Source organism: Arthrobacter sp. 10T419 (assembly GCF_056394105.1).
The window spans coordinates 435,898-460,257 of sequence record NZ_JBFTHF010000003.1; the positions used below are offsets into that span (position 1 = coordinate 435,898).

The following is a 24,360-nucleotide window of genomic DNA, read 5'->3' on the forward strand; positions in this document are numbered from 1 at the left end:
GCATTTCTCCTCCTGAGTGAGTGGTACGAGCGTGCTCTTGGTCCGGCCTGTCTTGCGCCGGTAGTCCCGCATGTAGTCGGTGTGTGCCTGCTGGCACGGGGCACACTGGGCCTCACCGTTCTTCTGGTGGAGGTTCCAGCCTGCGTTTTTCCCGCATTTGCCGGGGCGGTGGATGGGGTTTTTCTTCTCCGTCACGGGCGCTCCAGAGGGACGAATGTTGTTTCAGATGGGTCCGCGTTCCATACCGTCCAGAGCACTTCCATAGTTGGCGAACCTCCCTTGGACCCGAAGTGGAAGTCAGGCCTCCATGTCAGAGGCAAAACAAATCGAGGCGTCCTGTCATGAAAAAGGCGCCGCCTGCCGCTGCTGTGCCAATACTGCGACTTCAGCAACATGGCGAACGGAACGCCTAGATCGAAGCTGTGGCGAATAAAGGCCTCTGAAGCCTTGAACGGTGGGTTGGTTATCACCATGTCCATGTCACTGCGGTGTGTTGCCAGAAAATCAACCCCGCCTTCGGTGTAGTCCGAGGAATAGAGGTCGGTGGAAATTACCTCGTGCCCTGCTGCCTCCAAGACCCTGGACATGTGCCCTTCGCCACACGCAGGCTCCCATATTGTTAGAGGAGGCAGGTCAAGGAACCGCAACAATGCCTCGGTCACCGGGGCTGGTGTGGGGAAGAAGTCTGTGGCACTCCGATCCGGCGCACTGGCATTGGCCAAAGCTTTCCCCATACTCTGCTCTGCTGTCTGGACGTTCACGGCTTGGTCCCGTCCCGCAGGTAGTCCTCGAAGGTCTCGATGTTGGGCCAGAAGGAGTCGAAGTCGTTCCTTCCCACATACAGCGCGCAGGCTGCCTCCAGCGCGGCCTTGCGGAGCTCGAAGGGGCTGTAGTCCGGGACCACCATGATGGGGGCCTGCTCCGGTTCCCACACGCGGGCCTCCGCGAGGTCGGCATTGGCCTTCTCATTGCGTGCGTCCCAGCGGGCTTCGTCCCCGAGCCTTTGGTACGGGGGCCACTGTCCGCCGATGACCTTCTCGGCGTCCTTCTCGACAGACTTCTTGCGCGGCTGCGGCTCCTTGAAGGCTCCCATGTCAGAACTTCCGTCCGTGCTTGTGGGGGCGGGTGGCGTTGTAGGCAGCCTTCTCGATCACGAGGGCGCCGAGGTTGATGCCGGTGAGGTAGGCCAGGTCGGCAATGCGGATCACCGCGTCGGCCAGCTCGACCCCGAAGCCTTCCGGCTTCAGCAACGGGACAGGCACATCGGAGCCTTCAAGAATCTCGTAGACCTGCTCCTCGAACTTCTCGATAATCTGCCCAACGGAATCCTTGGTGGTCCGGGTGTAGTAGACCTCGGTGGGGACGTGGCCGGAGCGGATTTCACCCAGCGCCTCCGAGATTTCCTCGTGGATCAGGGCCAGCTTCTCGGTGACGGCAAGCCCGAGCTCCCGGTCGTAGCTGGCCTTGTCGAAGTCGCGCCGCTCCTCGGTCGGCCAGTCGTCGTGAAAGCCGTGGTCCCGGGAATTGGTGCCTGCGGCGTGGACGAGGGCTCCGAGGCCGTCTTCGATGGTGCGCTGCTGATTGGTCTTCACTTGGTTGCTCCTTGAAGGTCGAGTAGGTCGAGGCGGGAATACTGCGGGTTGGGGTCGGTGTCGATGATGTGGCGGGCGATGAAGCCGCGCAGCCAGGTCACTGGGCTGCTCCTTCGGGGAAAAGTTCATCGCTGAGGGCGCCCAGCCGCTCGATGGCGATTGCTTCCTTGCTGTGGACAAACCGGGTCGGGCCGACCTTGACGGGCTGCAGCGAGGCAATCCGGTTGGCGGTGCGCTGCTCGTCGGCCAGCCGCCCGGTCTCCCATGCCACGGCGAGGGTGGCCTGGATCAGTGCGTCGGCCCGGACGGCATCGTTGAACTCCTTCTCGGCGTTCGAGTTGGCGGCGCCGAAGCAGTTCCGTGCGGCCTCGTAGTGCGGGTTGGCGCTCACTGGGCTGTCACACATTCTTCGCAGACCGCGATGCCGGTGGAGCAGACTTCCTCGTTGTGCTCTCCGTCCGGCAGCAGCGCCTTGCCCACAGCGGTGGCGAGTTCCCCTACCGTGATCGTGGCCTCGTTGGTCCATTCCTTGGGAAGCTTCATGACCGCCTTGACGGCGCCCAGCAACTTCTTTGTCAGATCGGGCAGTTCCACCTTGACGGTGATCGGCCCTGTTGATTTTGCCATGTCGTGCTCCTTCGTGTGTTGGTGTGTAGGAAAAGAATATCACCAATGTAACTACAGGGGAAGGCGCGACCTGGCCGAAATTTGAGCGCCGCGATTTTTGGGAACGGGATCGGGGGAGGCTGGACCTGGGGGAAAAAAGTGGGGCGGTCAAAGTATGTCGAAGGCGCACCCATTCGGGTTACGGCCCATTCACTGAAACTGATTCAGTCGGCCCAGGTTTCCGGCCTGCCCTGGTGAAGCGGAGAGGCTGCGCAGCCTACACAACCTCCACAGGTCCATGCATGGGTGCGTATGCCTATGCATCACAATCGTTACCAAGCTGTGACATACCCAGTATGTAGAGGGAGGGCAGACAGACCCAGGAGGGCAGCAGCAGGGCAGGCCTGTATATCTGCCGAGCTCCCGAGGGAAACACAGGAAGGATGCGTTCCATTCGGAGGAATGTGTTTCAAAACGGCCTGTTTTCAAGTGGCCTAGTCTCGTTTCGACGGAATCGGCCTGTCTGTACCGACCCCTGTATCTTTTCGGGAGTACAGACAGAGATACAGACATAGACACATAGATAGAAATTAGAGAATGGACCTCGTAAACATGCCGTTTTGTAACGTATCCCTACGGATGACACACATCCGTCCTATGTTTCTCCCCAGCATCCACACAAAACACAGGGTTTTAGGCCTTCCCCTGTGGCTGGCCTTCCTTGCCTGCTCTTAGCTCCTGCCCTCCCTCCCAGCCACTCCTGCCCAGCCTGCCCTCGGTAGCCTCTCCTGCCCTCCTCGCTGCCCTCGCTGCTGCCCATACCGGCCCAGGCAAGGGACACAGCAGAGACCAGCCTCCACAGGGCAGGGCATATAGCACACTGCCCACCCTGGGCCGAGCTCCGGACACACAAAAGCAGGGCAGCTGCTCTAGGTGAGCTGCTGCCCTGCTGGTTGGCTGGGTCTGGGTTGTTTGGTTGTGGTTAGCGCTGGTCTGCCTCCTCTGGGTAAGGCTGCTCTGTGTCTGCGCAGTAGTCCTTCCTGCTCCTGGGAGCGTAGATAGCTCCCTCCGCTGGGTCGGTACTGCGTACCGTTTCCCCTTGGGTATGCAGCCAAGGCGCAGGATCGGCCCAGTTAGGCATGGCCTAGGCCTGCTCTCGGATGATAGGCAGAATGCTCCGAGCCTTGGCAGGGGAGAGCAGGCGCCGAATGGTGGCTGCGTCTTCGAGCGCTTCGAGGCTCCCAGCGCTGCCCAGGTAGGCATGGTAGGTACGGAAGTACCGAGCCGTAGCGATGTGGCGCCGATGCGCTTGGATCAGGTCTCCCCTGCTGGCTCCCCAGACGATCCGGCCGGATGTGTACTCAGTACCGACCAGGCCACGAGGGACCAGGCCAGCAGCAGGCCTGCTGGGGAAGGTAACGCGCTCGGAGTGGTTCACTGGTCAGCGCTCCTGGCAGGTAGGGCAGTTGATTGCGCCAGCTGCCCAATCAGCATCTCTGCTGCTGTCCTCATCATGGGCAGTTCTCCCCATGACTCCACAGGCGCCGATCACTGTGGCACTTGTGGGAAAGCTCTTAGGCTTGTGGATCGTCTGGGACTTACCGACCCGGAAGGCGCCAGCGTCTTTGATCGACCATGAGCCTGTGGAGAGTGGATCGCCGTTGGTGGCTTTGGGAGCAGGCATCTTAGTTACTCGCTTTCGTGGTTGTGCTGATGGGGAGGGAGAAGACCCAAGCGCAGAAGCTCGGAGACAGTACAGGCTTTCGGCTCATGACTGGCTGGCCTAACCTTGCTGCCGAGAAGCCAGCCAAGCAGCGAAGCTGAGGAGCGTCTCCTGATTCCGGACTTCATAGCGCCAGTCTTCATAGTCTGCGAAATGCTCGCGCGCGTGCTGCCAGGGATCAGCGCTGCTCTCGGCGCCTTCTGTGATGCTGGCCTTCAAGTGAAAGGCCTTGCGCGGTCCCAGCTGCCAGTTACCGAAGTCCACAGGCTGTCCATCGGCGCCGATGTGGTTGGTAGGGAAGGCTTGCAAAAACAGCTTGCCTGCCTCCGCATGGCCAGCAGGAAACCAGCCAGCAACGTAGAGAACCTGCACAGCGCTGCCAGTGTCGAGCAGATAAACAGCTTCCTGGGAGCCTTTCGGCTCCTGGCCTTCTGCCCATTCGAGAACCGTGGTTTTCCCCTCGGCTCCCTGGCCTGTGGACAGTGTGCCAGCTGCGTAGGCTCGGCTCGGATTGTGGTTGTCTGTCGCTGTCTGAAAAGTGAAGCTGCTCATGGTCTCTAGCCTTCCTGGCTGTTGGTGGTTGCTGTGGTTGCTGCTGGGAACTGCTCAGTATTCCCAATTGATGTCGGTTTCCCGATGTTCGATGCCGAGGACTTGAAACAGCATGGTTCCGATCTTGTAAGACTTCGAGACGCCTCCGCCTCCCTCGACAATCTGGCGCCGGTAGTTGGTTTCCCTGAGCTTCATTCCCCAGGCCTTGGCAGTCAGGGAGGTTAGATCGAAGTGGCACAGCTTGCCCTCGCTGCCGATGTAGTAGCAGTGAACTTCGATGTAATCGGTCTCTCCCTTTCCGTACTCAGTACGGATTTGCAGCAGTGTGGAAGGCTTCAAGAGCTCATCTCGCCAGCGAGAAACCAACTGTTCCCGCGCTTCGATCTTCGCTGCCTTCGCTTCGCTTGCTTTGCTCATGGTCTCTAGCCTTCAATCTTGGTAGTTGTGATGCTTCGGTCTGCGTTGCGAGTTAGGCGAACCGTAAACGGCTCCCCTGTGGTTGTGATGCGAAACTCTCCCGTTTCGCTGTTGCCTGTGCAAGCGATGAAATCGCCAGTCATCAGGCCAGCTTTGATGCTGCCCTGTACTGCTGCGTACTTCGAGAAGCGCTCGGGAGTCGGTTCGGCGCCTTCGATGGACAGCAGGAAGGCTTCGAGCTTTTCGTACTGCTCCGGAGTGAGGCGCAGCCATTTCGTATCTGTGTACTTGGTCCGGAAGGCAACCTTCACAACATCATCGGCGCCTGTGGTTGCCAGGCCTCCGAGTTCCATCTCCCAATAGGTGGCAGCGTTGCTGCGCTGCTCGTGGTTGGTGAGCTCGCCATCTTCGAGGCTGCCTTCGATGGTGGCCAGGCCTTCGAGCTCTGAGGCTTCCTCTGCTGCCTTCGCTCGGTTGGGCATCCACATTTCCAGAGTGTAGGCAGTTGCGTTCTCGCCATCGGCTCGCTTGAAGCTGGCGAGCTTCCTCATGCCTTCCTCGTAGCTCAGCGCTCCTGTGATCGGCTCGCCATCCTTGAAAATCTGGTAAAGGTTCACTGTGTTTCCTCCTGTTTGGTCAAGCTATCGAAACTAACTACCTACATCTAAGCACACTCGAATTCGAGTGTGAAGGGTTTAGCTGAAAAAGGGGAGAAGAAAACACAGGAGCAGGAAGAAAACGCCGCATATGGCCTTGAAATCAGGAAGCATCGGTTTCCCCAGCCTTCCGAGCCTCGGAGAGTACCGAGCCGAAAAGGTAGGGAGAACCAAACGTTCCTGGATCTGCTTCGTTGCTGAACTGCACAAGCTTGGATTCCTCCCAGATGGCGGCGCCGAGCTGATCCAAGGGCAGCGACTCGGAGACAGTCAAGCGCAGATTGAAGCGCAGCACTCCGCCTTCCTCCTCTACTGACTCAGCACCGTAGCGCGTTTCGAGGATCGGCACGAGGTCGGCCCAGGTTGCTTCAGTGGTTTCCCAGGTTTCCCCATCCTTGGAAGTGAACAGGCGCCCAAGCTCGCTATAGGCCTTCCAGCCATTGGCCAGCCTGTCTGCTTCGAGCTCCCCATGAAACTGCAGCTCCTCGGAGACGTAGACCGTAACAGCCAGCCTGGGCAGGTCTCCTGGCATCTGGCCTGGCTCATCTTCGATCTTGGAGACATCCACCATCGAAACCATGCCGAGGCTTTCCAGACCCAGCTCGGCAGCGTTGAACGATGCAACACCATCGAAGTCCAGGAAATCAGGCAACGACTGGACTGCTTCGAGCTCCCCAGCGCAGACAGCACAAACGCTGTCCCAAGGCATCGCTGCTGTGGTGATGGCCTTGGGGAAATCATCGCTGCTGATGTCTGCCGGATCGGTAGCGAAATAGAACGATGCGCGGATTTCTGAGAGCTGCTGCTCGGCTGCCATCGTGATACCTGGCGCCAGCTGCCAGCCATCAAACTCCTGGCCTTCTCCCATCGGCAGCTGGGAAATGATGTGCTCGGAGCAGTACAGCTGCCCTCGGTATTCATAGCCTGCGATGTCGTTGGCCTGCGTTGCGCTGCTGTCATCTTTCACGGTTTTTGCTCCTGTTGGTTGTGTGGTTGTGTGGTTGTGTGGTTGGTCGGTAGATCAGTAGTCGAGGCCAGCGAGCCTGTTTAGCCTGTCGAGCCGAGAGAAGACCTTGCCAGCGTGTAGCAGGTCTTCAAGCGTTGCTCCCTCGTTGCGCATGGCTTCAATGATGGCTTGGTAGTCGCTCGACTCGGTATCACTGCCAGCCATTGACTGACGAAATTCCCATTCACTCGGAACTAGAGCCGAGTCAATTTCGGTAATCACATCAGCGATGGCAAACAACGCGGTGACTGTCGAGCCGTAGCAGTCTCCGAAGTCGAAACCATCTCGCAAATACTCGGTAATAGGGTTTCGCGTGGCTCGTGCTGACAGCCAAAGCGCTACGCGCTCCTGATCTGACCAATTCATATTGCGTGGCATGATGCCTGCCTTTCGTTAGAAGTTGAGAGAACCGAGAGTGAGAAGGATTAGCACACCTGCGCAGGCTGCGAGCCAATCCAGAAGCCTCGCCAATCGTGCCACGCTGGGCCGATTCCAGAAGCTCCGAACAGCTGCCCTGCTCCGAGCGCTAGACATGCTGCCAGCTTCCTGAGCCTGACTCGCTGCGCTCTCGTGCCACGAGCTCCAAGCTCGCCACGCTGCTAAATTCTGCCAGCCAGGCTGCCACTGCTGCCAGCGTTCCTGTCATGTAGACATTTCCTGACTTGGGGAGCCTGGCGCCATATTCGGTCATGATGCCGAGGTGTGCAGGTAGGGAGCGCGGGAAACGCGGAGACGGTAGCTGATGCGCTCCTCATGGGTGAGGAGCTGCCAGCCTTCCGAAGTGATTCCCCAGGCCTTCGCAATGAAGGAATCAGTTTCGCTGATCTGGGCCGATGCGGAGCTGGGAGCGGTTGCGAATTTCTGGAACATGGCCAGGCCTTTCGGTTTGAAGGGGAGAACGTGAGGCCAGTCAAGCATCAAAAGCGCTTCCTGTGTACCCATGTTTTCCTGGCTGGCTACCGACCAAGCGAGCAAATTGCATAACCATGCACAGGTAGGCAGCCAGGCCACCAACCAGGCCGATTTTGCTAATTGAGAATGATTCTCATTAGCAAAATCGGCAGGCATGAGGTGAGAATGGTTCTCATTAGTGGTCCAGGTCGGCCAGGTGGGTCCAGGGCGCCGCAGGAGGCCTCCAGGCCAAACGGGGCCGGTGGGGTAAAGAAGGTCTCGGGCAAAAAATGTGGGGGGAAAATCGGGGCAGGCGGGGAGCGGGGGAAAATTGTGGCGCGTGGGGTCTGTACGTTCGTGTTTTCGTGTGAGAGAGTACAGATGCAAGCAGCAACCACATGTAAGGTCTCACTTACTACAAAAGGGGTAATTACAAATGAACACAGTCACGAGCATCGACAAGCACCGCGCACGTCGGGCCACCCGCATTGCCGTGGGCGACCTGGAGCGTGAACTTCGCACTGACCTGCGCAAGCCCGAAGTCCTGAACGTCACGCCGTGCAGCAACTCCCTCCTCATCGAGGAGGTCGAGGCACTGGCCAGCGAGCACTGCGTCAAGCGACTGGAGCTCGCCCAGCGCAGGGAACGCTTCGAGCGCGAGATGGCAGCCGAGGAGGCAGAGCTCACCGCCGAACTCGAACACGCCGTCTACTTCGCCTTCATGGCCGGAGTCCCCGAGAGCGCCATCTACGAGCTCGACACGCGCACCGCCGATGCCCTGTCCAGCGCGATCCGCAAAGCGCAGGCCCAGGCATGAGCGCCATGCCGGAAATCACACCCGACGATGATGTCCTCCTGAAACTGGACCGGGCACACAAGGCCTACGAGGAAGCGCTGCGTCTCTACAGCGCGGACGTGGAGAAGGCGACCGCAGAGCTCGCCGCCAAGCACAACCCGTTCATCTGGGCCGCGAACTCGGTCCTCTACGAGGCAATGGGCAACGCTGCCCTCGCGGGCTTCGAGCCCCGCGACTTGGCCAAGGCAATGGGCTGCGCCAACCACTGAGCAGACCCACACCCCCTCTGATAATTTCCACTCAATCACAGAAAATCGATTACTTGCCGGTAAAATCCATTGCTATGTCTATGAGCGTGTGCCAATATCGAGAAACCAGAAGCTATACAACCAAGGAGACAACCAAGGAGCACACAGAGTATGTCCGGTAACAGCATGATCGAGCTGCAGAGGCGTTGGAGGGCGTTTTCTGCTGATAGGGCCAAGGCCAAGCGCATCATTCAGGAGCAGGATGACAGGGACAACGCAGAGATAGCACGGCTGCGGGAAGCCATCATCAAGAGGAATTCCGACTTCGATGACAAGTGGCGCCAGGACAAGATCAACCTTCAGCAGGCACGGGACGAGGCAGTCAAGGCAGCCATGTCCGGCCCGGAAGGACGTTCGGCGCAGTCCATATTGCGGGAGCTCGGCTCCAACAACACGGTCTGGATTTACGAATTGCGGGGCCAGCTGCAGGCAGCCGGAGCGCTGCCGGAGCAGGTCAACGTCAACACCTACACCCCCTCCGAGAAATCCGAGGAGCCGGAGCCCGAGCAGGGGCCGGACCTCAGCGGGGTGAAGTGGCTGTCCCACAACCACCAGGGTGTGATCGGCTGGCTCATCTCCGATGACCGCACGCTGGTCAAGCGCTACGGGGCCGAGGGCTCCGACTTCGAGGGTCAGTGGTTTGTCACGGACTACTCCACCAAGAGGCTCCTGATCGCTGGCAGCCAAGAGCTGCTGGACGAGACCCCCAAGGGCGAGATAACCAGGAAGGTGAAGCTCCTGGAATCCCTGCTCGATGAGACCTACACCGGGCGCGTCAAGTTGGTGGACAACCCCTACACCAGCTAGGCTCGCCGGAAGCCCCGCATCCTCAACCCCCAGAAGGATGCGGGGCTTCCCTTTGCCCACAGGTCTGTAGGCCTGTTGAGAAGTCTGTGGAAATAAAGTCTTGCACACCCTCGAATACGGGTGTACTGTCTGGAGTAAGGCAAGACACCAACCACACAAGGAGCAGAGCATGAACAAGCAGGAGCTATTGACAGAGGCCAACGCAGCCGTGGACAGCGAGGCGGCAAACGCCGTCGAGGCTCACCACAAGGAAGTCATCAAGGGACTCCTCGCCCTCATCCCCAAGGCGCCCGAGGTCGAGCAGGAGGAGATGACCGTCTACGGCTACACCTTGGTGGGGCAGGACGGCAGGCTCACCCAGACCAACTTCGCCACTCAGCAGGAAGCCATCGAGGACGCTGAGAAGTGGAACAAGGACTGCCAGGAGGCTGGCATCGACTGGGACTACCGCATTGCCGCCATCGTGGACCAGGGAGGGCTGTAGGCATGGCGAAGGTCAGGGTCACCATCGCTGTCACCCTCGAAGTGGACAAAGAGGGCTGGCTGAGGGACTACGGCGTATCCGAAGGGCTGCGTGAGGACGTGAAGGCGTTCGCGCACAGCCTCGTGAGCGAAGGCAACGAGAACTGGAAAGTGGTGAGCTTCAAATGAGCAAGCACTACGAGGACTGGGCAGACTGGGCCGGGGATCACCCCGAGCAGGCCGAGGCCGATCTGCGCAAGGAAGCGGAGGCCAGTTTCGCCCGCGTAGTTCGGGCAGGCTTGTTGGAGCCCTCGTATGTTGCGCCCATCGAGGACGCCACCTGCGAGCACGCCGAGGCGGACACCCAGGGTGTCTGCGAGGACTGCGGCAGCGAGGTGGAGGGCTGGGAGCCCGACGATGCCCAGCTGCTCACCCAGACCGGGACCAAGGAGCCGACCCCGATCATGCTGGGCGTGACCTCGGTTGAGACGCTGCCCACCAGGCATCTACGCCGCCATCAACGTCCGTGAGGACGTGGCCGAGCGCATCCGTGCAATGCACGTCCCGGGCATGAGCATCGAGAATCGGGCCGTCTAGGGCCTAAAGTCCCGACATCAGCGCAGGATTTCCGCATTGCTAGTCACAGATTCATAATTTTTCCCAGAAGTAGACAAAATGACAGAGACAGGACATAGGATGCTTACACAGCAGCTCGGAGAAGCCCTCAAAGCCGAACGGGAGCGCCAGGGTCTCACCCAGAAGTGCATCGCTGAGCGAATGGCCTGCTCGCAGTCCCTCGTGCAAAACATCGAATACCACAACCGAGACTTCCGCCTCTCGACCATCGAACGCTATGCAGTAGCTCTCGGTGTCAGCCTGAAGGTGCTGGTCTCCCGCAAGAGATAGCAATGGGGAATCATGGGGCGTTTCACCGCTGGACAGTCTGTTTGGGTGGCTCCGTGTGCCAGTGGCGCATGGGTCAGCGAAGATGAGGGTGTGATCCTCGAAGACCTCGGGGACGGCTACCTCGTTCTTCAGGAATCGGAGAAGGTGGCCTCCTACGGGGCCGGGCATTTCGTCCAGGACATCGAGGTCCAGCGGATCGAGATGTCCGTTGTCTACGGTGTCGCCGGAGGGCAGATGTTGATGGCAGCGTAGTCCCGGCAGGGTGAACAGGGCCGAGTACCGAAAGGTGCTCGGCCCTTTATTTTTGAAAAACCGTTGACTCTCCTACAGGGGTGTGTAGAGTGGTCTTTATCCACACAACCACACACACTTAGGAGCAACCGATGAGTGCAGCAACACTGGCACGGAGGGCAGCCCAGCAGGCGCAGCCCGGCCCGGCAGATGAAGTAATCGGCTCGATGACCAGGGAGCGCGTCGCCCTGCTGGTCCGGGCCACCGGAGACCGCTACCTCGAAGACGGCGGCTCACCGGCCAAGCACTGGCTGGCACACATGCTGGATACCGATGTCCCGTCCGGCGCCTATGACCAGCTGTGCGGGGCCTACGCCCAAGCGGCCCGGGTCGATGAAGGTGACCTGGAGTTCTGGTTCGATGTCCCTAACACGGACTCCAACCGCGAGGCCCTGAAGCTGGCCTGCGAGCAGACCATCGACTTCTGCGTTGACCACCTCGCCACCCTGCTCTGCACCCAGCTGGGGGTGACGGCATGAACACCCCGATCTTCGAGGCAGTAGCAGCCGAGCACCCGGGCATCCACCGGACCTCGAACCGCATCCCGTTCCCCAAGCCCGCGCCGGAGCCGTACATCAGCTTCATCAAGGAGCGCGGCGCCTGGTGGAAGATGTTTACCCCTTCCAATGCCAAGGAGCTGTGGCCGTGAGCGCCTGCACCCGGGTTGAGATTACCGGCAACATCATCGTCCACCACCCCATCCCGGAGTCCGTGGGCAGTCCCGGTGTCTGGGTCGAGGGCGTCTATTTCTGCGCCTGTAATGGCTGTGGCTTCTGCAAGGGCCGCGAGGCCAACTGCACCTGCGACGTGGACTGGGAAAAGGTGTATGGCCGGTGAGCGCCATCTTCGAGCGGGCCTCCCAGCAGTGGAAGGACATGCGCTCCGACTTCGAGCGGCACACCGACGCCGCCTACGCCAAGGCTCTCGAAGCCTGCGGCGGGGTGCTCGTCAACGCCGAGGGCAAGGCCCAGCATGTGGACGGCTATGACCTGTTCACCGGCCCCGCCATCAAGGCCTACCGCTTCGCCAGCTGGGAACTGCAGCAGCACTGGGCGGAACACCCGCGCCTCAGCATGGCCGACTTCGAGAGCCAGTGGGTCGAAGGCAACCTGGAGGAAGCAGCATGACACTCAAACCGCCGATGGTCCCGCGCCCCGAGCAGGAGGAGGCCGTCCAGGACGTGCTGCGGGATATGAGCCACGTCTGTCGTGGCGAGACAGGCGGCGGCAAGACCCTTGTGGGCGTCGAGGCCGTGCTCCGCTCCAAGGCGAAGATCACCATTGTGATGTGCCCGCTCACCACCTTCGGTTCCTGGCGCAAGACCTTCGAGCGCCAGTCCAAGGGCAAGGTGAACCCCCGCGTGATCGACGGCAGCAAGGCAGGCAAGCTGGCCTTCGAGTCGCTGGCCGGACGGCAGCCGGGTGTCTACCTCATGACGTGGGAGCGCTTCAGGATGTACGACTGGTCCAACATGCCGCTGGACTTCGTGATCGGGGACGAGGTTCACCGCGCCTGCAACCGCAAGGCCGTCACCGCCATCGCACTCTGGAGCACCCGCCATGCGACCTACAAGCTGGGCCTCTCGGCCACGCCGTGGGGTAACCGGATCGAGGGCGCCTGGTCCGTGCTCGTGTGGCTGTGGTGGGGCCGGGACGAGGTGGTAGGCAAGAATCAGAGCTTCTGGAACTGGGTCACCCGCCACATGACCACCGAGGTGGACAAATACGCAGGCAAGAAGGTTGTTGGGGAGCGCGAACAGGGCACCGTCTGGGACAGTGTCCCCTCCAAGTCCTACTTCCCGAGCCCCTTCCAGAAGGAGCCGATCATCCACGAGGTGGAGGTCGAGTTGATGCCTTTCCAGCGCAAGCTCTACGAGCGCTTCGAGGAGGAGGCCATCGTGTGGCTGGAGGAACACCCTCTCATCGGAGAGGGTGGCGTCCAGCGCGTGCGCCTGCGGGAAATCTGCCTGGCCGTGCCGTCCATTCGTGAGGTCTGGAAGAAGATTCCCGACGACGAGGTGTTCGATGAGAAGTGGGAGAGCTTCGAGGTGGAGGAGCGGGAGAACGGGCTCTACGCGCTGGTCGAGGAGGTCTACTTCAAGGACGATGCCAAGTCCACCAAGGCCGAGGCCATCATCGACAAGCTCGGAGACCTCTACGCTGGCGAGCCCTACCCGGTGCTGATCTTCACACACTCCCGGAAGTTCGCCCTCATGCTCGCGGCCCGGCTGCAGGCCAAGAAGTTCCGCGCCGAGGCCTTCGTCGGCGGGATGCCCACCAAGGAGCGGGACCGGAAGAAGGACGGCTTCGGCAAGGACTTCGACGTGATGGTCTGCACCATCTCCTCCATCGGCACCGGCACCGACGGCCTGCAGGATGTCTGCTGGACCGAGTTCTGGGTCTCGCTGGAGGACAACCGCATCCTCAACGAGCAGAGCCTCGGCAGGCTCTCCCGCGACGGGCAGACCAAGACCGTCCAGCGGTTCCTGTTCATGGCCAAGGACACCGTGGAGGTCGAGCAGCGCGGCAAGCTGGAGGCCGACCAGGCGCAGCTCGACGGCAGCTTCAAGCCCCGGGCCGACATCGCCGCAGCGGCGTGAGCTGGGACTACACCCACAGCCCGAACCGCCTGCCCCGAGGCTGCAACGGCAAGTACGGACAGTCCGGCGCCGTCGCGCACGCCAAGCGTGGCACCCCGGTGTGCCCCCGCTGCAAGTCTTCGAGGGCACACTACCAGCGGGAGCGGCGCCGTGGAGGCATCAAGCCACGGAAGCTGAAGCCCTGCGGGACATGGGCTGCGGCCCAGCGTCACCGCACCAAGGGCGAGCCCCTGGACTTCGCCTGCAAGGTGGCTGAAGCCAACTATCAGGCAGCCCGCAGAAACTCGTAGCGAAAATCTATTGACACCCGTATCCGAGGGTCTATAGATTCATCTTGTAAGCAACACAAAAACATACCAAGCAATCAAGCCCAAGGAGCACACCATGAGCAAGCTGTCCCTCGTTACCGGCCCGACCCTCGGAAGCACCTCGCAGGTGGACGACACCGACACCGAGCTGGAGATGCTGGCCGAGGCCGCACTCGCCGCCCAGAAGCGCGAGAAGGATGCCGCTCTCGAAGCCAAGTCCGCCACCGCTGCCTTCCGGGACGCGCTGGAGGCCGCTGGCAAGCTGAACGCCGACAACAAGGCCGTCGGCATCGTCCGCACCGTCATCTACCCCACCCGCCGCTTCAACGAGACGCTGGCCCGGGGCATCATGACCAAGAAGCTCCAGAAGGAGTGCGAGAAGACGGTCCTGGACACCGCCGCCGTCAAGAAGAACGTCTCGCCCGCCGACTACGAGCGTATGCAGGAGACCACCGGCTTCACCCTGAAGCTCTCCCTCGACGCGGAACAGGAGTAGGGCCGTGACCGCCGCGCAGGACTTGTTCTGGCTGGCCCACTACACCTTCAACACCATCAACCCGCTGGTCGAGGAGGCCAAGGTCTTCGAGCCCACGGTCCAGCTGGGCGTGGATGTAACCTTCGGCCACGAGGCTGCCGTCTACACCAAGACGCACAGCACCAAGGTCGAGGTCCACTGGGACCGGGAGGGCATGTTGGCACAGTCCATGCGGCTGAACACCAAGTCCGACGTGGACAAGTTCGCTGGCATCTTGCGGACCAAGGTGGACAAGCTGAAGGCCGACACCCAGCAGCAGGAAATCCTCACGCTCCTCGAACCCGTCTCGTACTAACCAACCACAACCTTCCCAGGGGGAAACATGAGTCTCGCAAGCATCACCAAAGAATCTGCATGGGCCATCTTCGAGGGCATTGCCCTCGGCCAGCGCGAGAGCGCGAAGGCACTTGCCCGCTTGACCAAGCCCGAGTTCGAGGCCTACGAGTGCTGGAAGGAGGACTTCGAGCTGGCGCTCCAGACCGTGGGCGTCGAGGCGCAGAATGAGGCCGTCCGGGTCTGGAATGACAACCCGGTGCTGAAGGCCAAGATGGAGACCGTTTCCCCGACCCGCTGGATGGCCGAGGACTACATCAACGTGGTCAGCGTCTTCAAGGGCACCAAGTACGAGCAGCTGCATCTCTCGGCCATGTTCCGGTTCGAGAACGCCAAGCTGCTCCTCGAACTGGCGAAGCCGCAGTCATGAAAGAGCCGGGCAAGGCCTTCCTGGAGCTCATCATCACGGACAAGAAGCCCGCCTGCGTGGGGGTCGAGCCCGAGCTGTTCTTCCCCATCGGCCCCGACCGGGAGCTCCACGAGGCCCTGGCCAAGCAGGTGTGTGCCCGGTGCCCCGTCGCCCGTGAGTGCCTGCAGTTCGGGATCGAGACCGGCGACAACTGGGCCATCATGGGCGGCATGACCACCGAGGAGCGGCGGGTCTTCATCAAGCAGATGAACCGCCCGTCCATCGCACCCACCGTTATCCCTCTGGAGGAGGCAGCGTGACCGACACCCTGATCCAGGCACCGCCTCTGGGCGAGGTCAAGCAGATGTGGCTGAAGGGCTTCACCAAGCCGTCCAGCCGCTCCCTGCAGGCCAAGCTCGGCCCCTCGGAAGTGGGCGGCTGCCCCTACTGCGTCGGCTACACGATGGCAGCCAAGATATGCGACATGCCCGACCGCGACCCGGACCCCTTCGGCTACGCAGCACACATCGGGACGATGTGCCACTACTACCTGGAGCACAAGCTCGATCTGGTCTACGGGGCCGGGTACGGCATCGAGACGCACCGCGAGACCAAGCTGGAGAACATCTTCGAGGTCGAGGGCTACGGCAAGGTCAGTGGGAACTGCGACCTCATGGTGCCGGACTGGTGCCGGACCTTCGACTACAAGTTTCCGGGCTCCTGGAGCTACGACAAGGTGCAGATGGCCATTCGGAAGGGCCAGATGGCACTAAAGCGCGGTGAGAAAGTGACCCACGCCCACAAGCCCTCGATGCAGTACCGGGTCCAGCAGCAGATTTACGCGCAGGGCTGGATTCAGAAGGGCTACCAGATTGATTCCTGCGTCATTATTTTTCTCCCAAGGCATACCAATGCAGTAAGCGACGTGATATTTTGGGAGGAACCAGTCAACCCCGAGCTTTACCAGGCGGCTATCGCCAACGTCGGGATCATCTGGGAGTACGTCAAAGACGGGGAGCTCGATCTTCTCGAATCCGACACCGACTGCTTCACCTGCGGGGAGCGCGGCCCAGGCCGTGGCAACCTCACCACCTACCTCCAAGCAACCACCTAACACAAGGAGCACCATGAGCACCACAATTGCCACCGAAGCCTCAGCGGCAGAGGAGCAGGGCATGATGGACGAGCTGGAAGCGGAGGCTGCACTCGAAGCCCTCGCTGCAGCCGCCGAGGCCAAGGAGAAGCCCGCCAAGAAGGCCGCTCCCAAGTCCAAGGCACTCGCCCCCAAGCCCACCCTGTTCGACCTCACCAGCATCCCCGGCATCGTCCTCACCAAGCCGCGCAAGGCCGACACCACGTTCAGCCTCCTGCTGGCCGGACTGCCCAAGTCCGGCAAGACCCTGCTGGCAGGCACGGCCAACGAAGTGGAAGCACTCGGCCCGGTGATCCTCGTGGCGCTCGAAGACGGTTCCAGCGTCCTCGCCCGGGATTACCCGGACATGGCCGTGGTCGAGCCGGAGAACTGGGTGCAGGCGGCAGCTGTTATCGAGGCCCTGGCCGACGGCGAAACCGGCTACGGCACCGCCATCATCGACACCCTCGGGGAGCTCCAGGAGCTCATGAAGGACCACATCACCGAGGGCGGCACCAAGGAGATGCGGATTCAGGACTGGGGGACCATCAAGGACAACACGGTCAACGTGGTCAAGATGCTCCACCGGGCCAAGATCAACGTCATCTTCATCACCCACTCCGAGGAAATCCGCGACGAGAACACCGGAATCTCGCGCATCCAGCCTTACCTGCTGGGCAAGGGCAGCCTCGGGGAAGTCCCCAAAATCGTGGACATCATCGGCTACCTCGCCGTCTCGCAGGACAAGAAGACCAAAGAGACCTTCCGCGTCCTCCAGACCGGCCAGGACGGCAAGATTCTCGCCGGGGACCGCTTCGGCAAGCTCGACTACCAGATCATCGACCCCACGATGGCCGAGCTGTTCGCACAGTTGACCTCGGTGCCGGGCGCCAACGCCGAGGCCGAGGACGCCGAAGAAGGTGAGTGATAAGCTTTTGGCTATCGCTTCCTAGTTTCATCTGTTTTTCAATCAAATAATCAACACACCCACCAAGAAGGATGTAAGCAAAATGGCACGTCTCACTCTCAATGTCGATCAGGCCGACTTCGACTCCGCAGGACGCTCGTTCACCCCGGTCCCGCCCGCTGACTACACGGTCGGCATCTTCAGCATCACCCCCGACGTGGTGAAGACCGGCGACAACGCTGGCAAGCCCCGCCTGAAGTTCCAGTTCCGCATCGCTGACGGCGAGACCTCCCCGGACGGCCAGAATCAGGGCAATCGCCGCCTGTTCGCGGACATCAACGCCTTCGATGGCACCGACAAGAAGACCGGCAAGCCCACCCCGCCGTATGACCTCGTGGCCATCGGCAAGGCGCTCGGGCTCACCCCCGAGGAGCTGAAGGACTGCGACACCGACGACTGGCTGGGCCAGGAGTTGCAGGTCTCGGTGACCTGGAAGCGCAAGCAGCACCAGGTCAACGGCAGCTGGGTGGACATCGAGCCCGCCGAGTACCGCGAGAACGTGCGCGGCTTCCGCTCGCTGGAGTCCGTGGCCGAGTCCGCAGCGGCCACCGCCAAGGTCACCGGCAAGGCTCCCACCGGGGCCAAGGCAGGCGTAGCCCCCAAGGCTGCTGCCGGGGCCGCGAAGAAGCCGCTCATCAAGCTGTAGGCACCACCGCCCGTGCTGCGTCAGCGCACGATCCCATCGAGAAGGATCACGGGCACTTAGAACCACACGGAAACCCAAGCCAAGCAGGGAGCGAGAGTGAGCAATCGTCAAGAGCGCCGGGCGCACCTGTTCTCCTTCATCGGAGGCGAGGTTTGCCGGTGGTGCAGGTCCACCGAGTCGATCCAGTTTGACCACATATACCGCGAATCCAAGTCCTTCGAGATTGGTAGTACGAATTTCGTGGTATCGGCTCGGCTACTTGAAGAACTCCTGAAGTGCCAGCCGCTCTGCAGGAGTTGTCACCAAATCAAATCAGCGCTGGAAATCGCACCAAGGCCCGAGTATCTGCCACGGAGCATCCAGAGGCGCAGGGATTACCGCGAAGCAAACCTGGAGAAGTACCGGGAGGCTGGCCGCAGGTACTACGCAAGGAACAAGCCGCCTCCGAAAAAGCTGGAGCCCTGGAAGCAAAAGGCTCTCGATGAGGTCAAGCAAGGCATGTGGGACGAGTTAGGAATCCGGTACTAGCCGGGTTCATTTTATTTTGAAGGAGCCGGTAGGAATGTGTTTCAAAATGCTGGGGAGCAAAGCATGAGCCAAGGAAAATTTCTCGACTTCCTCTGGGACGGCATCAAAGGCACCGCTGTGGTTGCCACCACGGACGAGCAGGGGAACCCGCGCTACCAGCGGTTCTTCACCTGGCCGGAGCAGCGCGAGCAGCTGCTCGAACACCTCGAACGGCAGGCCGAGCAGGATGTCTACACCTCGGACACCCTGTTCAAGACCACCAACGCCCGCAAGCGCTCGGCCAAGGCCACCCGCTGCGTGCAGGCGGACGCCGACACCTTCAACATCGAAGACGCGCTGCTCCCTCCCTCGGCCATCGTCCACACCTCCGAGGGCCACACGCACCTCCACTGGTACATCGAAGACTGCACGGACCCGGCCCTGATCGAGCCGCTGGCGCACAGCGTCTCGGCCACCCACACCAAGAAGGACACCGGCTTGGACGACGGCTGGGCCATCAACAAGCTGGTCCGTGTGCCCGGCACCACCAACACCGGCTACTCCACCCCGGGCCACAAGAAGTACGTCCCGGGCGCCGAGCCCTTCAAGGTCACCTACGAGCTGACCGGCGAGACCTACACCTACGCCGAGTTCGCTGAGGCCTACCCGCCCGTGGAGGTGGCTGTGGACGAGTTCAAGGAGATGGGCACACTGCCCTCGATGGGCGAGGCCCTGAAGTCCCTGAAGGCCTCCCCTTCCCTCATGCAGATGCTCGCCAAGACCAGCGTGGGCAATGTGGACCGCTCGGACGCACTGTTCCTGCTGGAGAACGAGCTGTTCCGCGCAGGCGCCAAGGACGAGGCCGCGTATGTGATCTGCGCGTCCCACCCCTTCAACAAGTTCGCCGCAGACGGCAAGAACAACCACGAGGAACTGCTCTGGGCCGACATCCTCCGGGCGCGGGCCAAGTCCGAGATGGGCGAGGTCGAGGAGACCGAGGACTACGAGGTGGTGGCCACCATCGAGCCGAGCGTCAAGGACAAGTCCGTGGACTTCCTGACCGCCGCCGAGAAGGCCGACATGCCCTCCACCTTCATCAGCGACTACGTTGCCTGGGCCTCCTCCAAGACCGACGCCGCTGCCGAGTACCACGTCGCCAGCGCCTTCATGATCCTCTCGACCGTGTTCTCCGACTTCGGCCACGCGGTCCCCAAGTTCGGCAAACTGCCCCTGAATTTGTGGTTCATGGTGCTGGGCGAGACCACCCGCTCGCGCAAGTCCACCACCCGGGCGCTGGGCATGTCCTTCATCAAGGCCCTCGCCGTCGTGCCGGATCAGGACGACGAGGACAGCATCGAGTACAACTACGATCTGGGCTCCGACTTCACCCCGGAAGCGCTCGACAACGAGCTGCTGAAGCGGCCCAACCGCTCCGCGCTGCTGCACCGTGATGAAGCGCAAGGCTGGATTCAGGAGATGGACAAGAAGGCCTACATGGCTGGCGCCAAGGGCAAGATGACCGAGCTCTACGACGGCCATGTCTCCGGCAAGCTCCGCGCCACGGGCGACAACAACAGGCGCGGCTCCGTGGACGTGGCACTGACCCTGTTTGTCATGGGCATCCGGTCCCAGGTCTGCGAGTACCTGACCCAGGACGACTTCCGCTCCGGCTTCCTGACCCGCTTCATCTACATCGAGGCTGCGGCCCCGCCGCGCACACCCGAGTCCGACTGGCTGGAGCAGGCCGACATCCGGGAGGTCAAGGACGGCGATGCGGTGTTCACCGCGCTGGTCAACCAGATCGAGCGGGCGCGGACCCACTGGGAAGATTTCGTCCCCTCGCCGTCGGCCCCCACGATCCCCGTACCCTGTGTGCCCGAGGCCTGGATGCGGCTGAACAAGTTCATCGTGGACGTGCTCGACGCCGCCGAGGGCCACCAGCGCCACCAGATCATCGAGGCCGCATCCGACCGCCTCACCAAGTCGATCCTGAAGGCAGCCACCCTGCTGGCCATGCTCGACTGCTGCGACGAGGTGCAGGTGCCCCACATGCTCGCGGCCATCAACTTCGCCTCCTCGTGGTTCGGCCACATGGTCAACATGGCCAACGGCATTTCCGAGTCCAGCTGGGCGCGGAGCCAGAAGAAGGTCGAGGAGTTCATTCTCATGAAGGGCGGCACCGTCAAGTGGGAGATGGTCTACCGCCAGTTCCGCACCGACATGCGGGCCGATGAGTTCCTGAAGATCATCCAGGCCTTGCAGGATGCCGGAATCATCGACGTGTACCCCGATGACAAGAAGGTCCGCTGGATTCAGCTGCTCGACGTGGAACAGGAGATGGCAGCATGAGCGCCCAGCTTGCCGAGGTCGATGACATCTTCACCGCCGACCTCACAGACATCCGGGACTCCAAGCTCCTCGGCCTGAAGAAGGCGCAGGAGGCGTGGCGCCTCTCGGCCCTGGCCGACCGCAAGGAGCGGCTGCGCCTGGCACACGAGCTCCATAACCACGCGATGTTCAGCCTCAACCAGCTGGCCAAAATCTGCCGCCTGCCGGTGCCGACCGTGGCCCGCCACATGCGGAAGAACGCCGAGGGCGGAAAATTCGAGCCGGAGGTATTGACCTCTCTTGTGTACCTTCGTAAGCTCGTCATCATAAACACACACATACCACGGTCCCTGATTCAGCAGGCTGCAGCGACCGGCACGAGCATCAGCGCCATTGCCCGGCTCACCGGGGCATCACAAACCACCTTGTATCTCAAAGCAGCAAACACCAACCACTAGGAGCACAGCATGAGCGCAGCACTGGTAATTCATGACGAATTGCACGGCTTCACCCCCGGCAACGAGGGGAGTGCCGTTGTTCTTTACGAGAGCCCCGGCGAAGCAGTCACCATCACCACCAAGTACGCGGTGGACTTCGAGGACGACGCTGACGGCTGGGACTGGGGCCTTGGAGGCACCCGCCTGAACGTCCTCGACATCACCAACCTCCGCGATTACCTCAACGGCGTTCTCGCCAAGATCGGAGCATAACCATGCAGGTCATCGGACTCACCGGCTTCGCCGGATCAGGCAAGAGCACCGTCGCGGAATACCTCGTGAAGGAGCACGGCTTCACCCGCCTGTCCTTCGCGGCCCCGCTGAAGAAGATGCTGCGGACGCTCAACCCCATCATGCCGGACAGCCGCCCCGGCCACGACATCCACCTCGATCAGGTCATTGCCCTGTTCGACGGAGACGAGACCAAGATCAAGGAGTCCTACTACGGCAAGGAGTATCGCCGCCTCCTCCAGGTGCTCGGGACCGACTGCATCCGGGCCGTGGACCCTGATTTCTGGGTCAAGGCAGCCATCATGCAGATGGTTGGACAGGACGGCAAGTACGTCTTCGATGACTGCCGCTTCCCCAACGAGGCCGCTGTCATCTCGGGCTACAACCCGGCAGGCGTCTGGAACATCGAGCGCCCCGGCATCCACGCGGTCAACGGCCACGCCTCTGAGCAGTGGGCGGGCAAGATGAACGAGCGCATCTGGCTGTTCAACGGCTCCGACATCGAGGGCCTGCATGACCAGATCGACGCCGCGCTCGACCTCGCGTTCGGGGCTGCGCTGTGAAAGAGAAGTGGAAGTTCGAGGGCCGGAGGCGGTCGAGGGCAACAGGCGGCGATGTCTATATCTGGACGTGCGAGGAGCGCCGCCGGAATAAGGACGAGTGGGTCTGGGCCATCCCAGTCTCCAGCCTGCGGGCTAAGCCATGAGGGTCTACCTCGCCAGCGCGGACGTGGTGACGCCCTCCTGCCTGGAAATCATGTCCAGCGTCAAGGAGCGGGCCATCCCGGACGTTGACCTGGAGTTCGCGCAGATCACGTCCGGGATCGACCTGCCGCCCAACGCGACTGTCTTTGCGATGGGCGCCTACACCCGCGTCGGCAACGAGCGCGTGGTCCCGGCCCCGTCCGTCGCCCAGACCATGACCAAGCCGGACATCCTCACCCGGATGGCCACCGCCTTCCGCCTGCTGGTCGATCCGCCCGAGCTCCCCGAGTTCGAGTACACGGTGATCGAGGACTTGGAAGGTGCCGTCGAGTTCCTGACCACCACGGTGGACCTGCCCAAGGTTGTCGTGGACATCGAGACCTCGGGGGACATCTCCGTGGACGCGCCGGACCCCAAGCGCATCATCTCCATCGCCATCACTGCCGGTGGCATGTGCTACGTCTTCACCGAGGAACTGTGCGGGGATCAGGCCTGCTACGAAGCGTTCTGCGCCTTCATGGAAGCCAACGGTATGCTCGCCGTCAACGGCAAGTTCGACCTGAAGTATTTCCCCGGCACCAAGGTTCGCTTCATCCGAGACACCCAGCTGGCCCACTATGCGCTGTTCCCGGCAGCCGGGCAGCATGACCTGAAGAACACCGCCAAGAAATACTTCGGCTTCGAGGACTGGGACGCCCCGGCCAAGAAGTACACCGGCAAGGCCACCTACGACACCTACGAGAAGTTCGAGGACGGCAGCTGGCACGATGCCCGCTCCTACTCGGCAGGCTCCGGCTACGAGCGCATCCCGCGTGACCAGCTCTACCGCTACAACGCCTTCGATGTCTACGCCACCTGGCACTGGGACACCCTCATGGAGGAGTACCTGGCCGACGATGAGGACTCGCGCAGGGTGCTCGAACTGCTCATGAAACTCTCGGACATGTTCATGGGCGTCGAACTCCGGGGCATCCGGCTGGACATCCCCTACCTAGAGGAGCTGTCCGGCATCCTCACCGCCGAGAAGATCGAGGCCGAGGCCAAGCTCAACGAGATTGCCGGGCAGACGGTCAACCCCCGCTCACCGAAGCAGGTGGCCGAGTGGCTGCAGGCACACGGGGTCCACCTGAAGGGAACTGCCGAGCAGGTGCTCGTGGACTTTATGGAGGCCGAGGAGACCGAATCGCAGGAGACGGACTTCGCCAAGCAAGTCCTCGTGTGCCGGGACTACGCCAAGCAGCTCGGCACCTACGTTGACGGCTACCGGCTGCAGGCCGACGCTGATGGCATCGTGCGCCCCGGCTACAAGCTCACGGCGTCCACCACAGGCCGTCTGGGCGGACAGGGCGCCTCGATGCTCACCCTGCCCCGCAACAAGCGGCTGAAGAAGATGGTGCTGGCCTACCAGGACAACCACCGCGTCGTCGGCGCCGACCTCTCACAGGCCGAGCTCCGCGTCCTCGCGTGCGAGTCGATGGACGAGTGGTTGATCGCGGCCTTCCAGCCGGGGGCTCCCGACTTCTTCGACCTGCTGCTGACCGAGGCCTACCCCAAACGGGACTGGTTCGAGCTCCACCACAGGGTGGATGTCACCCACACGGCGTCCGAGTTCGAGGCCAACCTCTACAACAACGCCCGTGCCAACATGAAGGGCGTGGTGTACGGGGTGTCTTTCAACCGAGGTGTCCCGGCCATCGCCAAGGCACTGAAGGTGCCGATCTACGAGTCCCAGAACCTCGTCAACGCCTTCGTCCGGCCCGGCTCGGCCTTCGCCCTGTGGCGCGAGGAAATCATCGAGCGGGCTGTCAACGGCGAGTCCATCGTCACCCGGTTCGGGCGCCACTTCCAGTCCGAGCTCATCACCCGCAAGAACAAGCACCTCGTCATCAACTCGGCGCTGGCGTTCACCTCGCAGTCCACGGCCAACGACATCTGCTTGACTGCGGCCCTGGCAGTGGACGCCCAGCTCCCGGCCTACGGGGCACACCTCATGGGGACCATCCACGACGCCATCTACACGAGCACCCCGCACGAGGAGGTCGATCTGGTGGGCGAGCTGCTGGTGCGCGAGCTGGCCAACGCAGGTCGGGCCGTCTACGGAGACCTCGTGCCGTTCGCCGCCTCGTGGGGCAGCGGAAAGAATCTGGCCGAAGTCTAGGAAATCCCTTGACACCCGTATTCAGGGGTCTGTAGATTCATTCGTAACGGCCA

General features: G+C 61.7%; 37 protein-coding genes. 26 read left to right on the top strand and 11 right to left on the bottom strand.

Annotation, left to right across the window (positions count from 1 at the left end; genetic code table 11):
• Positions 1-191 precede the first annotated feature (191 nt).
• The 11 genes from AC1DBD_RS08340 to AC1DBD_RS08390 all read right to left on the bottom strand — a co-directional run bounded on the left by AC1DBD_RS08340 (position 192) and on the right by AC1DBD_RS08390 (position 7,620).
• Positions 192-761, bottom strand: a complete 570-nt coding sequence (locus tag AC1DBD_RS08340; protein WP_476981817.1) for a hypothetical protein — start codon at positions 759-761, stop codon at positions 192-194.
• The gene (locus AC1DBD_RS08345; protein WP_476981818.1) at positions 758-1,093 is read right to left on the bottom strand and encodes a hypothetical protein; all 336 of its coding nucleotides are present in this window, start codon (positions 1,091-1,093) and stop codon (positions 758-760) included. The genes AC1DBD_RS08340 and AC1DBD_RS08345 overlap by 4 nt, the downstream gene beginning before the upstream one ends.
• Before the next feature lies 1 nt (position 1,094).
• Entirely contained in the window at positions 1,095-1,592 is a 498-nt protein-coding gene (locus AC1DBD_RS08350; RefSeq protein WP_476981819.1) for a nucleoside triphosphate pyrophosphohydrolase family protein, read from the bottom strand.
• Between the two features lie 97 nt (positions 1,593-1,689).
• Positions 1,690-1,983 (bottom strand): hypothetical protein, encoded by a 294-nt coding sequence (locus AC1DBD_RS08355; RefSeq protein WP_476981820.1) that lies wholly within the window; start codon positions 1,981-1,983, stop codon positions 1,690-1,692.
• Positions 1,980-2,219 carry a hypothetical protein gene (locus AC1DBD_RS08360; RefSeq protein ID WP_476981821.1) on the bottom strand — a complete coding sequence of 80 codons (240 nt, stop codon included), beginning with the start codon at positions 2,217-2,219 and terminating at the stop codon, positions 1,980-1,982. The genes AC1DBD_RS08355 and AC1DBD_RS08360 overlap by 4 nt, the downstream gene beginning before the upstream one ends.
• 1,762 nt (positions 2,220-3,981) lie before the next feature.
• A complete protein-coding gene (locus tag AC1DBD_RS08365; protein WP_476981822.1) occupies positions 3,982-4,473 on the bottom strand; it encodes a hypothetical protein in 492 nt (163 codons plus the stop codon).
• A gap of 54 nt (positions 4,474-4,527) precedes the next feature.
• Positions 4,528-4,890 (bottom strand): hypothetical protein, encoded by a 363-nt coding sequence (locus tag AC1DBD_RS08370; protein WP_476981823.1) that lies wholly within the window; start codon positions 4,888-4,890, stop codon positions 4,528-4,530.
• A 5-nt stretch (positions 4,891-4,895) separates the two neighbouring features.
• Positions 4,896-5,507: a hypothetical protein gene (locus AC1DBD_RS08375; RefSeq protein WP_476981824.1), complete on the bottom strand. Its 612-nt coding sequence runs from the start codon at positions 5,505-5,507 to the stop codon at positions 4,896-4,898.
• Between the two features lie 142 nt (positions 5,508-5,649).
• Positions 5,650-6,513: a hypothetical protein gene (locus AC1DBD_RS08380; RefSeq protein WP_476981825.1), complete on the bottom strand. Its 864-nt coding sequence runs from the start codon at positions 6,511-6,513 to the stop codon at positions 5,650-5,652.
• Positions 6,514-6,567: 54 nt separating this feature from the next.
• A complete protein-coding gene (locus AC1DBD_RS08385) occupies positions 6,568-6,930 on the bottom strand; it encodes a hypothetical protein (RefSeq protein WP_476981826.1) in 363 nt (120 codons plus the stop codon).
• A 309-nt stretch (positions 6,931-7,239) separates the two neighbouring features.
• Positions 7,240-7,620: a hypothetical protein gene (locus AC1DBD_RS08390; protein WP_476981827.1), complete on the bottom strand. Its 381-nt coding sequence runs from the start codon at positions 7,618-7,620 to the stop codon at positions 7,240-7,242.
• 259 nt (positions 7,621-7,879) lie between these two features.
• On the opposite strand from AC1DBD_RS08390, the gene AC1DBD_RS08395 reads away from it, so the two are divergent.
• From AC1DBD_RS08395 to AC1DBD_RS08520, 26 genes are all read left to right on the top strand, one after another.
• On the top strand, positions 7,880-8,260 hold the full coding sequence (locus tag AC1DBD_RS08395; protein ID WP_476981828.1) for a hypothetical protein: 381 nt from the start codon (positions 7,880-7,882) through the stop codon (positions 8,258-8,260).
• The gene (locus tag AC1DBD_RS08400) at positions 8,257-8,508 is read left to right on the top strand and encodes a hypothetical protein (RefSeq protein WP_476981829.1); all 252 of its coding nucleotides are present in this window, start codon (positions 8,257-8,259) and stop codon (positions 8,506-8,508) included. The genes AC1DBD_RS08395 and AC1DBD_RS08400 overlap by 4 nt, the downstream gene beginning before the upstream one ends.
• 150 nt (positions 8,509-8,658) lie before the next feature.
• Positions 8,659-9,354 (top strand): hypothetical protein, encoded by a 696-nt coding sequence (locus AC1DBD_RS08405; RefSeq protein WP_476981830.1) that lies wholly within the window; start codon positions 8,659-8,661, stop codon positions 9,352-9,354.
• A 169-nt stretch (positions 9,355-9,523) separates the two neighbouring features.
• Positions 9,524-9,838, top strand: coding sequence for a hypothetical protein (locus AC1DBD_RS08410; RefSeq protein WP_476981831.1), 315 nt, complete (start codon positions 9,524-9,526; stop codon positions 9,836-9,838).
• 2 nt (positions 9,839-9,840) lie between these two features.
• Complete coding sequence (locus tag AC1DBD_RS08415) at positions 9,841-10,005, top strand: hypothetical protein (RefSeq protein ID WP_476981832.1); 165 nt, start codon at positions 9,841-9,843, stop codon at positions 10,003-10,005.
• Positions 10,002-10,346, top strand: coding sequence for a hypothetical protein (locus AC1DBD_RS08420; protein ID WP_476981833.1), 345 nt, complete (start codon positions 10,002-10,004; stop codon positions 10,344-10,346). Before AC1DBD_RS08415 ends, AC1DBD_RS08420 begins: the two co-directional genes overlap by 4 nt.
• Before the next feature lie 166 nt (positions 10,347-10,512).
• Positions 10,513-10,722 (top strand): helix-turn-helix domain-containing protein, encoded by a 210-nt coding sequence (locus AC1DBD_RS08425; RefSeq protein ID WP_476981834.1) that lies wholly within the window; start codon positions 10,513-10,515, stop codon positions 10,720-10,722.
• A 90-nt stretch (positions 10,723-10,812) separates the two neighbouring features.
• On the top strand, positions 10,813-10,974 hold the full coding sequence (locus tag AC1DBD_RS08430) for a hypothetical protein (RefSeq protein WP_476981835.1): 162 nt from the start codon (positions 10,813-10,815) through the stop codon (positions 10,972-10,974).
• 131 nt (positions 10,975-11,105) lie between these two features.
• Positions 11,106-11,492, top strand: coding sequence for a hypothetical protein (locus AC1DBD_RS08435; RefSeq protein WP_476981836.1), 387 nt, complete (start codon positions 11,106-11,108; stop codon positions 11,490-11,492).
• Positions 11,489-11,662 (top strand): hypothetical protein, encoded by a 174-nt coding sequence (locus AC1DBD_RS08440; RefSeq protein ID WP_476981837.1) that lies wholly within the window; start codon positions 11,489-11,491, stop codon positions 11,660-11,662. Before AC1DBD_RS08435 ends, AC1DBD_RS08440 begins: the two co-directional genes overlap by 4 nt.
• On the top strand, positions 11,659-11,850 hold the full coding sequence (locus AC1DBD_RS08445; protein ID WP_476981838.1) for a hypothetical protein: 192 nt from the start codon (positions 11,659-11,661) through the stop codon (positions 11,848-11,850). The genes AC1DBD_RS08440 and AC1DBD_RS08445 overlap by 4 nt, the downstream gene beginning before the upstream one ends.
• Complete coding sequence (locus tag AC1DBD_RS08450; RefSeq protein ID WP_476981839.1) at positions 11,847-12,140, top strand: hypothetical protein; 294 nt, start codon at positions 11,847-11,849, stop codon at positions 12,138-12,140. The genes AC1DBD_RS08445 and AC1DBD_RS08450 overlap by 4 nt, the downstream gene beginning before the upstream one ends.
• The gene (locus AC1DBD_RS08455) at positions 12,137-13,612 is read left to right on the top strand and encodes an SNF2-related protein (protein ID WP_476981840.1); all 1,476 of its coding nucleotides are present in this window, start codon (positions 12,137-12,139) and stop codon (positions 13,610-13,612) included. The genes AC1DBD_RS08450 and AC1DBD_RS08455 overlap by 4 nt, the downstream gene beginning before the upstream one ends.
• Before the next feature lie 384 nt (positions 13,613-13,996).
• Positions 13,997-14,416, top strand: a complete 420-nt coding sequence (locus AC1DBD_RS08460; RefSeq protein ID WP_476981841.1) for a hypothetical protein — start codon at positions 13,997-13,999, stop codon at positions 14,414-14,416.
• 4 nt (positions 14,417-14,420) lie between these two features.
• Positions 14,421-14,750: a hypothetical protein gene (locus AC1DBD_RS08465; protein WP_476981842.1), complete on the top strand. Its 330-nt coding sequence runs from the start codon at positions 14,421-14,423 to the stop codon at positions 14,748-14,750.
• 27 nt (positions 14,751-14,777) lie between these two features.
• Positions 14,778-15,158 (top strand): hypothetical protein, encoded by a 381-nt coding sequence (locus AC1DBD_RS08470; protein WP_476981843.1) that lies wholly within the window; start codon positions 14,778-14,780, stop codon positions 15,156-15,158.
• Positions 15,155-15,457: a WhiB family transcriptional regulator gene (locus AC1DBD_RS08475; RefSeq protein ID WP_476981844.1), complete on the top strand. Its 303-nt coding sequence runs from the start codon at positions 15,155-15,157 to the stop codon at positions 15,455-15,457. Before AC1DBD_RS08470 ends, AC1DBD_RS08475 begins: the two co-directional genes overlap by 4 nt.
• Positions 15,454-16,251 carry a hypothetical protein gene (locus AC1DBD_RS08480; RefSeq protein ID WP_476981845.1) on the top strand — a complete coding sequence of 266 codons (798 nt, stop codon included), beginning with the start codon at positions 15,454-15,456 and terminating at the stop codon, positions 16,249-16,251. The genes AC1DBD_RS08475 and AC1DBD_RS08480 overlap by 4 nt, the downstream gene beginning before the upstream one ends.
• A gap of 13 nt (positions 16,252-16,264) precedes the next feature.
• Entirely contained in the window at positions 16,265-17,197 is a 933-nt protein-coding gene (locus AC1DBD_RS08485) for an AAA family ATPase (protein ID WP_476981846.1), read from the top strand.
• 82 nt (positions 17,198-17,279) lie between these two features.
• Entirely contained in the window at positions 17,280-17,882 is a 603-nt protein-coding gene (locus AC1DBD_RS08490) for a DUF669 domain-containing protein (protein WP_476981847.1), read from the top strand.
• Positions 17,883-17,978: 96 nt separating this feature from the next.
• Complete coding sequence (locus AC1DBD_RS08495) at positions 17,979-18,410, top strand: hypothetical protein (protein ID WP_476981848.1); 432 nt, start codon at positions 17,979-17,981, stop codon at positions 18,408-18,410.
• A gap of 63 nt (positions 18,411-18,473) precedes the next feature.
• Positions 18,474-20,738 (top strand): DUF3987 domain-containing protein, encoded by a 2,265-nt coding sequence (locus tag AC1DBD_RS08500; protein WP_476981849.1) that lies wholly within the window; start codon positions 18,474-18,476, stop codon positions 20,736-20,738.
• Entirely contained in the window at positions 20,735-21,175 is a 441-nt protein-coding gene (locus AC1DBD_RS08505) for a hypothetical protein (RefSeq protein WP_476981850.1), read from the top strand. Before AC1DBD_RS08500 ends, AC1DBD_RS08505 begins: the two co-directional genes overlap by 4 nt.
• Positions 21,176-21,184: 9 nt before the next feature.
• Positions 21,185-21,427 carry a hypothetical protein gene (locus AC1DBD_RS08510; protein ID WP_476981851.1) on the top strand — a complete coding sequence of 81 codons (243 nt, stop codon included), beginning with the start codon at positions 21,185-21,187 and terminating at the stop codon, positions 21,425-21,427.
• A 2-nt stretch (positions 21,428-21,429) separates the two neighbouring features.
• The gene (locus AC1DBD_RS08515; RefSeq protein WP_476981852.1) at positions 21,430-22,008 is read left to right on the top strand and encodes a deoxynucleotide monophosphate kinase family protein; all 579 of its coding nucleotides are present in this window, start codon (positions 21,430-21,432) and stop codon (positions 22,006-22,008) included.
• Positions 22,009-22,147: 139 nt separating this feature from the next.
• Positions 22,148-24,307 (top strand): DNA polymerase, encoded by a 2,160-nt coding sequence (locus AC1DBD_RS08520; RefSeq protein ID WP_476981853.1) that lies wholly within the window; start codon positions 22,148-22,150, stop codon positions 24,305-24,307.
• Positions 24,308-24,360: the final 53 nt, after the last annotated feature.

Excerpts from the sequence above, each read along its gene's own strand:
- AC1DBD_RS08345 (WP_476981818.1), bottom strand. The coding sequence starts at position 1,093 with ATGGGAGCCTTCAAGGAGCCGCAGCCGCGCAAGAAGTCTGTCGAGAAG.
- AC1DBD_RS08360 (WP_476981821.1), bottom strand. The coding sequence starts at position 2,219 with ATGGCAAAATCAACAGGGCCGATCACCGTCAAGGTGGAACTGCCCGAT.
- AC1DBD_RS08365 (WP_476981822.1), bottom strand. The coding sequence starts at position 4,473 with ATGAGCAGCTTCACTTTTCAGACAGCGACAGACAACCACAATCCGAGC.
- AC1DBD_RS08370 (WP_476981823.1), bottom strand. The coding sequence starts at position 4,890 with ATGAGCAAAGCAAGCGAAGCGAAGGCAGCGAAGATCGAAGCGCGGGAA.
- AC1DBD_RS08385 (WP_476981826.1), bottom strand. The coding sequence starts at position 6,930 with ATGCCACGCAATATGAATTGGTCAGATCAGGAGCGCGTAGCGCTTTGG.
- AC1DBD_RS08390 (WP_476981827.1), bottom strand. The coding sequence starts at position 7,620 with ATGCCTGCCGATTTTGCTAATGAGAATCATTCTCAATTAGCAAAATCG.
- AC1DBD_RS08395 (WP_476981828.1), top strand. The coding sequence starts at position 7,880 with ATGAACACAGTCACGAGCATCGACAAGCACCGCGCACGTCGGGCCACC.
- AC1DBD_RS08400 (WP_476981829.1), top strand. The coding sequence starts at position 8,257 with ATGAGCGCCATGCCGGAAATCACACCCGACGATGATGTCCTCCTGAAA.
- AC1DBD_RS08405 (WP_476981830.1), top strand. The coding sequence starts at position 8,659 with ATGTCCGGTAACAGCATGATCGAGCTGCAGAGGCGTTGGAGGGCGTTT.
- AC1DBD_RS08410 (WP_476981831.1), top strand. The coding sequence starts at position 9,524 with ATGAACAAGCAGGAGCTATTGACAGAGGCCAACGCAGCCGTGGACAGC.
- AC1DBD_RS08415 (WP_476981832.1), top strand. The coding sequence starts at position 9,841 with ATGGCGAAGGTCAGGGTCACCATCGCTGTCACCCTCGAAGTGGACAAA.
- AC1DBD_RS08420 (WP_476981833.1), top strand. The coding sequence starts at position 10,002 with ATGAGCAAGCACTACGAGGACTGGGCAGACTGGGCCGGGGATCACCCC.
- AC1DBD_RS08425 (WP_476981834.1), top strand. The coding sequence starts at position 10,513 with ATGCTTACACAGCAGCTCGGAGAAGCCCTCAAAGCCGAACGGGAGCGC.
- AC1DBD_RS08435 (WP_476981836.1), top strand. The coding sequence starts at position 11,106 with ATGAGTGCAGCAACACTGGCACGGAGGGCAGCCCAGCAGGCGCAGCCC.
- AC1DBD_RS08440 (WP_476981837.1), top strand. The coding sequence starts at position 11,489 with ATGAACACCCCGATCTTCGAGGCAGTAGCAGCCGAGCACCCGGGCATC.
- AC1DBD_RS08455 (WP_476981840.1), top strand. The coding sequence starts at position 12,137 with ATGACACTCAAACCGCCGATGGTCCCGCGCCCCGAGCAGGAGGAGGCC.
- AC1DBD_RS08460 (WP_476981841.1), top strand. The coding sequence starts at position 13,997 with ATGAGCAAGCTGTCCCTCGTTACCGGCCCGACCCTCGGAAGCACCTCG.
- AC1DBD_RS08470 (WP_476981843.1), top strand. The coding sequence starts at position 14,778 with ATGAGTCTCGCAAGCATCACCAAAGAATCTGCATGGGCCATCTTCGAG.
- AC1DBD_RS08475 (WP_476981844.1), top strand. The coding sequence starts at position 15,155 with ATGAAAGAGCCGGGCAAGGCCTTCCTGGAGCTCATCATCACGGACAAG.
- AC1DBD_RS08485 (WP_476981846.1), top strand. The coding sequence starts at position 16,265 with ATGAGCACCACAATTGCCACCGAAGCCTCAGCGGCAGAGGAGCAGGGC.
- AC1DBD_RS08490 (WP_476981847.1), top strand. The coding sequence starts at position 17,280 with ATGGCACGTCTCACTCTCAATGTCGATCAGGCCGACTTCGACTCCGCA.
- AC1DBD_RS08500 (WP_476981849.1), top strand. The coding sequence starts at position 18,474 with ATGAGCCAAGGAAAATTTCTCGACTTCCTCTGGGACGGCATCAAAGGC.
- AC1DBD_RS08505 (WP_476981850.1), top strand. The coding sequence starts at position 20,735 with ATGAGCGCCCAGCTTGCCGAGGTCGATGACATCTTCACCGCCGACCTC.
- AC1DBD_RS08510 (WP_476981851.1), top strand. The coding sequence starts at position 21,185 with ATGAGCGCAGCACTGGTAATTCATGACGAATTGCACGGCTTCACCCCC.
- AC1DBD_RS08515 (WP_476981852.1), top strand. The coding sequence starts at position 21,430 with ATGCAGGTCATCGGACTCACCGGCTTCGCCGGATCAGGCAAGAGCACC.
- AC1DBD_RS08520 (WP_476981853.1), top strand. The coding sequence starts at position 22,148 with ATGAGGGTCTACCTCGCCAGCGCGGACGTGGTGACGCCCTCCTGCCTG.